Consider the following 12,655-nt stretch of genomic DNA (forward strand, 5'->3'; position numbering starts at 1 on the left):
AGCCCGACCGACCGCGGACGTGAGCTGGTTCTGCCGCCAGGCGATTCTGTATGGAAGTGAACACGAGATCGCCTGGCCTCGATGGCCCCCATGAATCCGATGGCTACCCGCAGGGCCTCGCAACGACCGGCACCGCCCCGCGCGTTTCGGTCGTGATCACGACGCGGAACCGCCGGGAAGAACTCCGGCGGGCCTTGCGGTCCTGCGTGCTGCTGACGGGCCTCGAATACGAGGTCCTCGTGTTCGACGACGCCTCCGACGATGCCACGTCCGACATGGTCGCTCGAGAGTTCCCGGGCGTCCGGTTGATCCGGCATGAAACGCGCCAGGGATACATCCGGCTGCGAAACGAAGGCTTTGTCGAGAGTCGAGGCGAGTTTGTCGTCTCAATCGACGACGACGCCGAGTTCACCGATCCGGCAACGCTTGCCCGGATCGCGACGTTGTTTCACAGCTACCCGCAAGCGGCCGCTCTCGCCCTCCCCTTCGTCGAGCCGCAGCGGCCAGAGGGTTCGGGAGGGATGCGGCCTGTCGCGGCGGGGACTCCGCTGCGGAACTACATCGGCTGCGCTCACGCCATTCGGCGGTCCCTCGCCTTGGAATGCGGAGGCTATCCCGAACTGCTCGTCCATCAGGGGGAGGAACGGGACCTGTGCATCCGACTGCTGGACCGCAGTCACCAGATCCTGTTCGCAGACACCGGCCCCATCGTCCATCACGCCAGTCCGAATCGATCGGCGGCCCGATTGAACTACTACGGCTATCGGAACACGATCCTCTTCTGCTGGATGCGGTTCCCCTTTCCCTATTGTCTGGGCCGGATCGGAATCTCCTCGGTGCAACTCCTTCTCCACAAGTTCCGCTGGAGCCGCTTCCCCTCCCAGGTGGCGCTGATCGGGGCGGGATACCTCGCCTGCCTCAAAAATTTCTCCGCCCGCCGACCGGTCTCAATCGACGCCTACCGTCGCTTCCGCTCGCTCCCTTCCCATGGCCCGCTCGCCGCGACAGAAATCGCTCTGCCCAGCGCGGGTGGTCCCCAGATGTAGCGATCCCGCGAGGGAGCAAGCGCGAGGCATGGCGGCCTCAGCGGCGAGCCGCCACCTCGACTTCAGACGGGACGCACAGGTGGATGACGTCCGCTGAAAAGGGGGCGGCATCCACGGGCATCCATCGTTTCAATCACGGAATCAAGCAAAGGACACTCGTCCCTTGGATATGAGTACTCGTCCCCAAACGCCGCGCCTCGAACCGGGGCCATGCGCCGCGCCCTCCGGATCCACATTGAACCGTCGTGAAAGTCCGTCGTTGGTCTCCGATTTTCGTCATCCGATCGTGTTCGACCGCTTCCACCGTCCGCAACCGTGGGGCGGACGCGAGATGGCTGAGCTGTTCGGACAGAAGTTGCCGCGCGCTTGTCCGTATGGCGAGTTCTGGGAGATCAGCGGCCTGCCCCAGCACCCCAGCCGGGTCCTCAGCGGGCCGCACGCGGGCGTCACGTTGCCGGAACTCTGGAGTCAGAGCGCTCGTCAGTTGACGGGGGACGACGGCCCGCACGAGGAGGACTTTCCGCTGCTGCTCAAGTGGCTGGAATGCAGGGACTTCGTATCCCTTCAGGTCCATCCCGACGATGGGCTCGCCCGGCAGATCACGAGCGAACGCCGCGGAAAATCGGAGGCCAGCGTCGTCGTCGCAGCCGGGCCCACCTCGCGGGTCTACGCGGGTCTCAAGAAGGGCGTGACCCCGCGGCAATTCGCGGCCAGCCTGGAGCAGGGCCGGGTGCTCGAGTGTCTTCACTCCTTCACGCCGCGCGTGGGAGATTGCATCTCGATTCCCGCCGGAACAGTGCACGCGACCGGAGGAGGCCTGATCGTCGCCGAAGTCCAGCAGGCCAGCGACGCGACGTTTCGCCTTCACGACTGGGGGCGGATGGGACTCGACGGCCAGCCGCGCCCGCTGCAGATTCCCGAGGCGTTGCAGGCGATCAACTGGGACCAGGAGCCGGTGGAGCCGACCGTGCCCCGGCGACTGCCCGACTCCGGTGACGGGGTCGAGATGGAGCGTCTGCTCGCGACACCCCATTTCCGGCTGGATCGCTATCGCGTCTCGCGGTTGTGGCCGTCCGTCCATGTGGGCGAACTGACGATGTGGATGGTGCTCGACGGAGAGGCCGAACTTCAGACGGCGGACGGCGAGTTCCGTCAGTCGCTCAGACGGGGATCGTCGGTAATGATTCCTGCGGAGGCCCGGGATCCGGTCTGGACGCCGGTTCAACCGCGGGGATCGGTTACGTTGCTCTGCGTCCGCATCGGCAGCGGCGAGTCTTAATACCAGCGGGCTGTCGCGATGGGCTCAACCGCGGAACGCCTTCATGCGGCGTCCCGGCGTTCTGAAAGACGGGCGGCCAGATTCCAAGTCCGCCGGAGCGGCCGACGTCGCCGTCCGTGAACGCCGTTCGGCATGGCGCCGCTTTCACCGCCCGGCGGCCTTCTTTTCCGCGGTCGCCACTTTACCGGTTCAACAGGTAGTTGAACTGGAGCATGTTGAGCGCCGCGTTCGTGATCTCTTCTGCGATCGTGTACTGGACGATGATCATGTCGTCCGGCTGGATCAGGACGCGCTCGCTGCTGTCCGTAATCGCCTTTCGCAGGTCGACGCGGATGGCGATCGTCTGACCGTTGCAGGTCTTGCGGACGATGATCGCCCGAGACGGGCCGACCGCTCCCCCCCCGCCGCCGTTGCCGCGGAACGCTCCTCCCTGCTGACCGATTGACATGACGCCGGTCTGGCCCTGTCCAGCGTTGCCGCCCGCCATCGAGATGGCCTGCATGATGTCGATGTCGTAGTCGCGGGGAATCAGGTGATCGGAGCCGGGGATCGCTCCTCCGGTGTAGAACTTCTCGCTGTCGCGGGAGGCGATGTACACGATGTCGCCGTCGTTCAGGATGATGTCCCGCTCGGCGAACGTCGGCGGGGTTTCCGGGTAGTAGCGGAGCGGGATCCGGACGACGTTGGGCGCGTCGGGCAGGATCGGCGGGCATTCGCAGGGCTGGCGGCTCGCGGCGATCTGCGCCACGAGCAGGTCGTGCTTGGCCGCATCCTGGTCGCCGCCGCGGATGATGATGACTTCGTTCTCCGCGTCGAGACCGGGGAGGCCGCCGGTCTTGTTGAGGGCGTGCAGGACGTCGTTCTCGTAGGCGGGGAGGTCGAGCGTCTCACCCGTCCCGCGCTTGGCGCTCGCGAGTCCCGGAACGAGGGTTCCCCCCGCCTCTTCGCGGATGACCATGACCCGGAACTGCCGGGGCCGCTGCAGGGTGACGATGATCCGGTCCTTCCCTTCGGGGAGGATCCGCTGCGTCTTCGTGTAGGCGGTCCGGATCGCTTCCGTCGCCTGGGCCAGCGTCATGCCGTCCACGCTGATCGGCTCGACCAGCGGCAGGGAGAGCGTGCCATCTTCGCGGATCGGGATCGGAAAGCCGATCGACGGGGCCCGCGTGCCGTCCTCGGGATAGAAGACCGGCGGGGCTTCATCGGGCTGGCCGAGGACGTTCTCAATGTAGATCCCGAGAACGTCGTTCGCCCCGAGCTTGTAGATCGGTGGAGGGGTCTGCCGGAGGCGGGCCATCGAGATGTCGAGCATGTCCGACCGGGGACGCCCCAGGAGGGCGCGGGGGACACGGTAGGCGGGGATCGACGGAATCCCCTTCAGGCAGTCGAGAGTCGTGCAGCCGGGAGCCAGGAGCAGGGCGGCGACGAGGCATACGAGCCCGCCGATCGACCGGCTCGCGGTCCGGCCCGGGCGGCTGGGACCGTTCCGGTCGCGACCCGACACGGCGGGAGCGGAGATGCTCACGTTCATTGCGTTCGACTCGATGGCGAAATCGTTCCGACCCATGGCACGATCTCTCACTTCCGTTTTGACGTTGGTGCGGGCGATGACGGGCAATCCACGCTTCCGGCGGTTGTCGGGGGAGAGGGGCGAACGCCCAGGCGGCTACTGGAATTCCAGCCGCGGGACTTCGGCCCCCGAAACGGGAGGCGGCAGGAAGGCGGCCGGGGCCAGCTCCGGGAGCGGCGTCGTCTCGATCGGGCCGGCGGGATACCCCGCCTGGGCCGGCATGCCGGCGGGCATGGCCTGCGGGGCGCGGATCTGGATCGTATTGACGCCGACCATGTCGTCTCCGTGAGCCATGGCGACTCCCGCCGAATAGCCGGCGTACCACGCACAGTTCTTTTCCTCCGGCGAGCAGTGATCCAGCCACGAGTGGCTGTGACACTTCGGAGGGACCATGATCGGCGGGCAGCCGGTCTTCCCGTTCAGGATGTCGGTGTAGCCCGCTTCGAAGCCTTCTTTGAAGGTATGCGGGCAGGCGATTCGCTGGTGATGCTGGGCCGCCCGGTAGTCCTTGTAGGCCCAGTGAGCCATCATGTGGTTCCGAAACTGCATTTCGGATTCCTGGATCTCGTCGCGAATGGCGTAAAAACATCCGGAGGCTGACGTCATCAACACCATGCCGACGATCGCGTTTCGGATTTTCATGTCAGTCGCTCGCAACAAGTCCCGACGCGGATGACGGACTGGCCTGACTCTCGGGGCCGATCGCCTCGGGAACGCTTTGGTGCTCCCCGCGCCGCACTCTGCCGAAGTTCAGGACTTCGAACGGATCGGTGCTCCGCGATGGAACGACGGTCCGGATTCGGCGCGACGCCGCTCTCGTTTCTTCGGCAGAGCCGGCAAAGTCGCGCCAGACGAACAGACCGTCACGAGCGGAATTTTCGACGTAATCGGAAAAGTCGCCCCATTTCGCCATGGCGGTGATCGGTTCCGCCTCGGGCGCGCCGCGAAGCAGGCCGTTTCAGACCGGCAGATCCCGCTTCACGGATCGCCCCGCTCCGGGTGCTCCCGGAGGAGAGGCGTTTGTCCCCCGAGCGATCAACGCCTGCCGATGGAACCGGAGCGGCCTTGCGGGGGATCGTTCACCGAAGCCGTTCAGCGGACGCACGTGGTGGACAAGGGGCCGCGGCCTTGATGCAATCCCCCTTCGTGCTCCATTGCCTCCTGTTTGCCGTCCTTGTTCAAAACACGTCGAGTTCGTATGTCCACGTCCCGTGAATCACTCACCCAGGCGTTCCAGAACAAGTCCGCCGTGATCGGCGTCATCGGCCTGGGGTATGTCGGGCTGCCGCTGCTGGACGCCTTCATTTCGAAAGGCTTTCGCTGCGTCGGCTTCGACGTCGACGCGAAGAAGGTGACGGAGCTCAACGCCGGGCGGAGCTACATCAAGCACGTCTCGTCGGAGAAAGTCGGCGGCTGGCGGGAGGCGAAGAAGTTCGAGGCGACGGCCGACCTGTCCCGTCTCAAGGAGCCGGACGCCCTCATCATCTGCGTGCCGACCCCCCTGACCGACTCCCGTGATCCGGACCTGTCGTTCGTCGAAGGGACCGCCCGGTCGATCGCGGCCGCCCTCCGGCCGGGGCAGCTCGTCGTCCTTGAGAGCACAACCTATCCGACGACGACGCGGGACGTCGTGCTCCCGATCCTCGAAGAAGGAGGCCTCGTCTGCGGGCGGGACTTCTTCCTGGCGTTCAGCCCCGAGCGCGAAGATCCCGGGAACGCCAAGTATTCGGCGGCTGGCATCCCCAAGGTCGTGGGGGGGATGGACCCGGCGGCACTCGAACTGGCGGCGGCGATGTACGCCCAGGCGGTCGTCTCCGTCGTGCCGGTGTCGAGCCCGGAAATCGCCGAGGCGTGCAAGATCCTCGAGAACACCTACCGGGCGGTGAACATCGCCCTCGTCAACGAGCTCAAGACTCTCTTCGACCGGATGGGGATCGACGTCTGGGAAGTGATCGACGCCGCCAAGACGAAGCCGTTCGGCTTCTCTGCCTTCTACCCCGGCCCCGGACTGGGGGGGCACTGCATCCCGATCGATCCCTTCTACCTCACGTGGCTGGCCCGCAAGTACTCAATGACGACGCGGTTCATCGAGCTTGCCGGCGAGGTCAACGCCCGGATGCCCGAGTACGTCGTGATGCGGCTGATGGAGTTTCTCAACGAGCTCGGAAAGCCGATCCGCGGAAGCCGGATCTGCCTGCTGGGGGTCGCGTACAAGAAGGACATCGACGATCCGCGGGAGAGCCCGTCGTTCGTCCTGATGGAGCTCCTCCTGGCGCGGGGGGCGACGCTGACCTACAACGACCCGCACGTCCCCAAGCTGCCGAAGATGCGGCATCACCCCTCGCTGCCGGAGATGGCCAGCCAGGAGCTGACGCCCGAATTCCTCGCCAGCCAGGACTGCGTGCTGATCGCCACCGACCACTCGGCCTACGATTACGCCGAGATCGTCCGGCACGCCCGGCTGGTCCTCGACACGCGGAACGCGACGAGCAAGGTGACTGCGGGGCGGGAGAAGATCCGCAAGGCCTGACGTGGAGAGTGGGCGTCAGGGACGAGTGACAAGGGCACGGACGGGGCGGGAGAGAGTTGGACCAGGCGCTCTACATCATCGGGGACATTCACGGCTGCAGCCGCGCGTTCGAACGGATCCTGGAGGAGTGCAGCCCGACGGCGGGCGACACGGTAATCCTCTTGGGGGACGTAATCGACCGCGGACCGGACAGCCGCGGCGTCCTGCGGCGGATCGTCGAGCTCGAACAGACGTGCGCGACGCACCTGATCCTCGGGAACCATGAGGAGATGCTCCTGAGCGCCCTCCACGGCTACCAGACGCAGGGTTGGCTGCGGCACGGCGGCATCGAGACGCTCGAGTCCTACGGCGGCCAGTTCAGCGACATCCCCGACGCGCACCTGGAGCTGCTTCACGATGCCCTCCCCTGGTGGGAGGGGCCGACGGAGATCTGCATTCACGCCAACCTCGAGCCCGGGGTGCCGTTGGCGGAACAGGACAGCGACTGGCTGCGGTGGAAGAAGTTCACCGGCCGCGAACCGCCGCACCCCTCCGGCAAGCGGATCGTCTGTGGCCATACAATCTGCCCTGGCGGAGTCCCGTTCGTCCGCAACGGCTGGATCTGCCTCGACACACAGGCCTACCGGGGCGGGTTCCTGACCTGCCTGGCGGCCCACACCGGCGAGATTCTTCAAGCGAGCGAAACGGGACGCTTCCGCCGCGGGGCGTTCCTCTCGGACCTGGAGTAAGATTGAGGGGCGGCTCGCCCCCACTCCATCGATCGATGAGCACCGTACCGCCACCGCCGCCCTCCTCGAACGCCCCCCGGCCGGCCGTCAAGTCGAGCTGGCGGCGGCGTCTCGCCCTAGTCGCGGTCGGGCTCCTGATGGCGTTCGTCTTTCGAGCTTCCATCCTCACCGGCCTCGCCCGGCCGCTGGTCTACCCGGAGGCGGAGCGACCGGCCGACACGATCGTCATCGTCGGAGGGGACAACGCCGCGGAACGGGCCGCCCGGTCGATCCTCGAGAAGGAGGCCGCGCGGATCCTGGTGGCGACCAATCCCCCCACCGAGTGGGAGGCGAAAGGGATCCTTCCCGACGAGTACTCCCCGATGCAGGCCGGCCTGAAGTCGCTCGGCGTCTCCGCGGGAGTTGTGGAAGAGATTCGTCTCCACAATGTCGATGACACGCTGACGGATGCCCTCGCCCGGTGGCTGGACCGGCATCCCGAGGCGCGGTGCCTCGTGCTGTGCGAAGAGATGCGGAGCCGCGAGGTCCGCTGGCGTCTCGACCGGACGCTCGCTTCCGCGGACCGGGATCGGGTCTGCCTGGGGCTGGTCGTCGACCGCAAATTCTGCCGGTCGAACTGGTGGAAATCCGAGGAGGGGATCTCGGCCTTCGTCACCGGGTGGATGAGTCTTATTCTCCAGGCGACGCGCGGCGATGCGATCGACGAGTGGCGCGAATGCAAACCGACCGATTTCACGATGGCCCGCTGAACCGGCCGCAGCCCTCCCGTCTATGGGTGCTGGGGCTCGGCTGCGCGCTGCTCGTGACGCTGGCGGTCGTGACGCTCACTTGGCGCGAGTCGCTGCTCGCCGCCGCTGGCCGGTGGATGAATGTCGGGGAGCGACTGGACCACTCGGTCGACTACACGTTCGTCCTCGGGGGGAATCCTAAGACGCGGGTCGTCATGGCCGCGGCGCTCTATCGCGAAGGCTTCACTCGTCGAATCCTGCTCCCTGAAGTGGAAGTCCCCCCGGAGGCCGTACAGGGACTGGCGCTGCCGGAGCGGGAAGTGGCCCGGCGGATTCTCCTCGCCTCGGACGTCCCGCTGGAGGCGATCGTCGACGTGGACGGCGAAGTGACCAGCACGCGTGACGAGGCGCGAGCGCTGGGCCGCTTTCTGGACCAGCACCCCGAGGCGGAGGTGGCGGTCGTGACGAACGACTACCACACCCGCCGGGCGCGAATGCTCTTCGAGCGACAGGTGCCGGGACATTCGCGACGGCTGCACTTTGTGGCGGCTCCCACGCGCGGCTTCGGTCCCGACAACTGGTGGAAGCTCAATAACGGCGTCAACACTTACGTGACAGAGTTTGCGAAGCTCTGCCGCGACGCCTTCCGGTAGGCGCAGCGGGTTCTGGTCTCGGACTGGGTGTGTTAAACACCAAGACACCAAGGGGGCACCAAGAGCACGAAGGATCAGGCGGTCTAAGAATGCCTCTGTGACCTTGGTGTCGTCTTTATGTCTTGGTGTTTCACTCTTCGTCAGCCCCGAGAGTTCAGCATCTTCCGGGTGACGGCGGCCGCCTCCAGAAAGGCCGCCCGTTCCGCCTCGGACATCAGGATCCGGCGGCGGGCCATCATCTTCTCGGCCACATTCAGGGCTCGCTCCGGCTCGTAAAGCACGCTTCGGCCGTCTTCGAGCCACTGGAAGTTCGGGACGAACTTGGGAGAGCGGACCGTGTTCACGGCGCTCGAAAACCCGATCGACGCGCCGGTCGGAATCGCGCAGTTGATCCCGATCTTCGCGTGGTCCCCGATCGTGGCCCCCACAAACATCTCACCGGTCTCGACCTCCGTCCCGTTGATCGGCACGCGGACCGTGCCGTAGGTGTTCTTGAGATCGCTGTTGGACGATCCGGCCCCCAGGTTCACCCACGAGCCGACATAGCTGTGCCCCAGGAAGCCGGTGTGCTGCTTGTTGGAGTACCCCGCAAACACGCTCCCTTCGATCTCCCCTCCCACCTTGCAGAACGGCCCCAGCGTCGCCCCTCCGCGGAGGACGGTCCCGGCCTGGAGCACGCAGTCATCACCGATGTAGGCGGGCCCCTGAATGGAACAGTGCGGCAGGATCTTCACCCGATCGCCGATCCAGACCGGCCCTTCATCGGCGTCGATCACGTTCGCGGGGAAGATTTTCGTGCCGCGGCCAATCCGGATCCCCGCGCGGTTCAGCAGGTAGACTCCTTCGCGCGGGGGGCTCTCTGACTCGTCCGGCTGCGACAACGCCGCGGGCCCCAGATCGGTCAGCAGCAGTTCCTGGTTCTTCTTCACCAGGTTCCAGGGCCAGTCGACCAGTTCGACGCACTCGCTCACGTCGCGGCGGGGAAGCTTGGCGAAGCGAACATCGCTCCCGTCCGGCTCCAGAAAATCGCCGGGAGCCAGCGTCCGCGCCAGTTCGGCGTCGGCAAAGAGGCAGGCGAGCTGCCGATCCGCTCCGGCGATGCCGATCCACGACCCGCTTTGCCCCCGGCCGGGCAGAGACCGCCAGATCCCGCGCCCGTTCAGCAGCAGCGTCGGCCCCTCGAGCGCGGCGTTGACCTCCAATCCAGTCGTCCGGGCCGCGATCTCCTGGAGCCCCGGCCGACACCAGGCCCCCCTCAGTGAGGAGAGCCCGTCGCCCGATGACTCAGGCCGTAGATTTCCTACGCGCCACGCCAGCGTGCCGGCGCCAACCCGCAGATCGAACACAGACCGGAGCAGTGTCAGCGGAAGAAACTGAGTCCACCGGTGGTCTTCGAAGATCAGGAGCGGGACAGCCGCGGACGCGGACAGGGAAGCAACAGCAGTCGTCATGCGAAACAATATCTCTCGTTCGAGCCCGCGGCCGCGATTTTCCGGCTTGGGTTTCGTCAGCGAATCCGGCGAATCGTCAGACGTTCTTTCCCATCCGCTCGCCGAGCCGCTTGAGCGCGGGGCTCGTGTCGTACGGGTCGAGATGGACGTTCAGGATCGTGAACGCGTCCTGGCTCGCCATTGCGGCCTTCATGGATTGATGCAGGTCGCCGACGGTGTGGACCTCGAAGCCCCACCCCGCGCCGAGGAGATCGGGCATGCGGTGGTAGTTCCAGTTGAGGATGTTGTTGAACTCCCCGTCGAGGATGAACCGTTCCGTCGTGTACCCCTTGTTGTTCAGGACCACGATGATCGGATTGAAGTCGTAGCGGACCGCCGTCGAGAGTTCCATGCAGGTCATCTGGAACGCCCCGTCCCCCACGAAGACGATCGGCCGCAGCTTGCGATTAGCGACCTGCACGCCGACCGACGCCGGGATCGCAAAGCCCATCGAGGTGTAGTAGGCGGGAGAGAGGAACTCCGTGTGCTTGTGGATCGTCAGGTCGCTGGAGGCAAAGAGTGAGTCTCCCACGTCGGCGACCACCACCATGTCGTCGTCGAGGATCGAGTTCATGTGGTCGAACAGCGACTTGATCGTGACCGGATCCGACGGGCTCGCTTTCGCGACCGGCTCGGACTTCTTCGGAGGGAGCTTGAGTTTCTTCTTCTTCCCCAGATCCGCCTGCGTCAGCCCCGTCAGGAACTCTTCGAGGCCCACCCCCTGGAAGTGGTGGTGACCGATCCGCAGTTTTTCGCTGGTCGCATAGATACAGCGGCCGACATCGAGCTTGGCCGTGTAGATCCCGAGGTTGATATCGGTCATGAAGGCGCCGAGGAGGATGACGCAGTCGCTCCCCTCGACCGTCTCCGTCACGCTCTGCCGCCCCATCGCCCCTTCGTAGACCCCGAGATAAAGCGGGTGCCGTTCGGAGACGACCGATTTCCCCAGGAGCGTCGCCGCCATCGGGATCTGACGGTCCTCCGCGAGTTTCAGGACCTGGGCCTGGAGGCCGAAGCGGTGGATCTCCACGCCGGCAATGATGACCGGATTCTCGGCCGCCGCGATCCGCTCCGCCGCCTCCGACAGGGCTGCCTGCAATGCTTCGGGATCCCCCTCGGGAGTCGTCCGCGTCGGAGTGTGGGGATAGAGGGCCGGCGAATGGACCCGGTCCCGCGGCAGCTCCAGGAAGACCGGCCGCTTGTATCGGGCGCACGCTTCGAGGCAGCGGTCGATTTCCCGGAAGGCGGTCAGCGGGTCTTCGAGGGCGGCGTTCGCGATGGTGATCTTCTCGAAGACCTGCTGCTGGGTGTTGAAGTCCCGGACGCGGTGGTGCAGCAGCGGGTCGTTGTGCCGCTCGCCGATCCCGGGCGAGCCGGTGATGACGACGACGGGGGATTTCTCCGCGAAGGCTCCGGCGATCGAGTTGCACAGGCTCAGCCCGCCGACGCAGTAGGTGACGCAGACCGCTCCCATGCCGTGAACGCGGGCGTAGGCGTCGGCGGCGTATCCGGCGTTGTCTTCCCGTGTGCAGCCGATGACCCGGATCGGGCTGTTCTGCAGCATGTCGTAGAAGCCGAGGACAAAGTCGCCGGGGATCCCGAAGACGTCGCGGACTCCGTAGTCCTGGAGCCGTTGGATGAGGTAGTTTCCGATCGTCTGGGCAGAACCGTTGGTGGCGGCTTTTCCCCTCGCCCCGACCGCCTTCGCCGGCGATTCCTTGGTAGCCGAGGTCTTCATCGCGGTCGCTTTGCGTGCCATGACATCGTCCCTGCATCAAGAGGCCGTCACGTCCGTCACTTCTCCATTATAGGAGGAGCCCCAGATGCCGGAACACCAGCGTCCGCCGGCTCCCGGCGGCCCTTTGTGAAAATGGCAAGATCCGGCCATCCTCTCTACCTTCCGCCTTAAGCCTTCCGTCTTCCGCCTCCCAATCGAAAGGAGACCAACATGCTCCCCCGCGTTCTCGAACCGGAAGCGATGGACACCGCCGAGGAGGCCGAAGCCTACGACCGGATGGACCACTCCACCGTCAACCGGGCCTTCGCCTCAGACTGGCTTGCCACCTGGATGACTGTCCGAGGGGACGCGCCCAGCTGCCACATGATCGACATCGGGACCGGCACCGCCCTGATCCCGATCGAGCTGTGCGGCCAGTCCCCCCACGTCCGGATCACCGCCGTCGACCTCGCCGACGAAATGCTCAAGCGGGCCGAGGTCAACTGCCGCCGCGCCGGCTGGGAAAGTCGGATCACCCTCCAGAAGATCGACGCCAAAGGGATCCCCTATGGCGACGGCACGTTCGACTCGGTCGTCTCCAACACCATCATCCACCACATCCCGCAGCCCAGGCAGGCCTTGGCCGAGATGCACCGGGTCCTCGCCCCCGGCGGGCTCCTCTTCTTGCGGGACCTCTATCGCCCGGAATCCGCGGATGAGGTCGAACACTTCGTCCGGACCTACGCGGGCAACGAGACCGCCGAGCAGCAACAACTCTTCCGGCAGTCGTTCCACGCCGCCCTGACTGTCGAGGAGGTGGCGAAACTGCTGGAGGAACTGGGCATTTCGCCGACCGCCGTTAGGATGACTTCCGACCGGCACTGGACGATCTCCACCTGGAAGAGCTGAGCGGC

The 12,655-nt window shown here is 65.8% G+C and carries 11 protein-coding genes; 7 read left to right on the forward strand and 4 right to left on the reverse strand.

Annotated features, from left to right (window positions below; genetic code table 11):
- The first annotated feature begins 50 nt into the window (after positions 1 to 50).
- Positions 51 to 1,046: a glycosyltransferase family 2 protein gene (locus VT03_RS02680; protein ID WP_075091559.1), complete on the forward strand. Its 996-nt coding sequence runs from the start codon at positions 51 to 53 to the stop codon at positions 1,044 to 1,046.
- Between the two features lie 169 nt (positions 1,047 to 1,215).
- A complete protein-coding gene (locus tag VT03_RS02685) occupies positions 1,216 to 2,325 on the forward strand; it encodes a type I phosphomannose isomerase catalytic subunit (RefSeq protein WP_082845890.1) in 1,110 nt (369 codons plus the stop codon).
- A gap of 181 nt (positions 2,326 to 2,506) precedes the next feature.
- Here VT03_RS02685 and VT03_RS02690 read toward each other — a convergent pair whose 3' ends face one another.
- A complete protein-coding gene (locus VT03_RS02690) occupies positions 2,507 to 3,892 on the reverse strand; it encodes a polysaccharide biosynthesis/export family protein (protein WP_197489183.1) in 1,386 nt (461 codons plus the stop codon).
- Positions 3,893 to 3,991: 99 nt separating this feature from the next.
- Positions 3,992 to 4,537, reverse strand: a complete 546-nt coding sequence (locus tag VT03_RS02695) for a hypothetical protein (protein WP_075091561.1) — start codon at positions 4,535 to 4,537, stop codon at positions 3,992 to 3,994.
- A gap of 556 nt (positions 4,538 to 5,093) precedes the next feature.
- Between VT03_RS02695 and VT03_RS02705 the strand changes: the two genes are divergently transcribed.
- From VT03_RS02705 to VT03_RS02720, 4 genes are read left to right on the forward strand one after another with little or no spacing between them, the layout of a single operon-like run.
- A complete protein-coding gene (locus VT03_RS02705; RefSeq protein ID WP_075091563.1) occupies positions 5,094 to 6,425 on the forward strand; it encodes a nucleotide sugar dehydrogenase in 1,332 nt (443 codons plus the stop codon).
- 56 nt (positions 6,426 to 6,481) lie between these two features.
- On the forward strand, positions 6,482 to 7,153 hold the full coding sequence (locus VT03_RS02710; RefSeq protein WP_075091564.1) for a metallophosphoesterase family protein: 672 nt from the start codon (positions 6,482 to 6,484) through the stop codon (positions 7,151 to 7,153).
- Positions 7,154 to 7,188: 35 nt separating this feature from the next.
- Complete coding sequence (locus VT03_RS02715; protein ID WP_075091565.1) at positions 7,189 to 7,902, forward strand: hypothetical protein; 714 nt, start codon at positions 7,189 to 7,191, stop codon at positions 7,900 to 7,902.
- Complete coding sequence (locus VT03_RS02720) at positions 7,869 to 8,534, forward strand: YdcF family protein (protein WP_082845891.1); 666 nt, start codon at positions 7,869 to 7,871, stop codon at positions 8,532 to 8,534. Before VT03_RS02715 ends, VT03_RS02720 begins: the two co-directional genes overlap by 34 nt.
- Before the next feature lie 140 nt (positions 8,535 to 8,674).
- Here the strand turns inward: VT03_RS02720 and VT03_RS02725 are convergent, their stop codons facing one another.
- The gene (locus tag VT03_RS02725; RefSeq protein ID WP_075091567.1) at positions 8,675 to 9,985 is read right to left on the reverse strand and encodes a putative sugar nucleotidyl transferase; all 1,311 of its coding nucleotides are present in this window, start codon (positions 9,983 to 9,985) and stop codon (positions 8,675 to 8,677) included.
- A 76-nt stretch (positions 9,986 to 10,061) separates the two neighbouring features.
- Positions 10,062 to 11,783 (reverse strand): alpha-keto acid decarboxylase family protein, encoded by a 1,722-nt coding sequence (locus VT03_RS02730; RefSeq protein ID WP_075091568.1) that lies wholly within the window; start codon positions 11,781 to 11,783, stop codon positions 10,062 to 10,064.
- A 189-nt stretch (positions 11,784 to 11,972) separates the two neighbouring features.
- Between VT03_RS02730 and VT03_RS02735 the strand changes: the two genes are divergently transcribed.
- Positions 11,973 to 12,650 (forward strand): class I SAM-dependent methyltransferase, encoded by a 678-nt coding sequence (locus VT03_RS02735; protein ID WP_075091569.1) that lies wholly within the window; start codon positions 11,973 to 11,975, stop codon positions 12,648 to 12,650.
- The last annotated feature ends 5 nt before the right edge of the window (positions 12,651 to 12,655 follow it).

This window comes from Planctomyces sp. SH-PL14, from assembly GCF_001610835.1.
Taxonomy (GTDB): domain Bacteria; phylum Planctomycetota; class Planctomycetia; order Planctomycetales; family Planctomycetaceae; genus Planctomyces_A.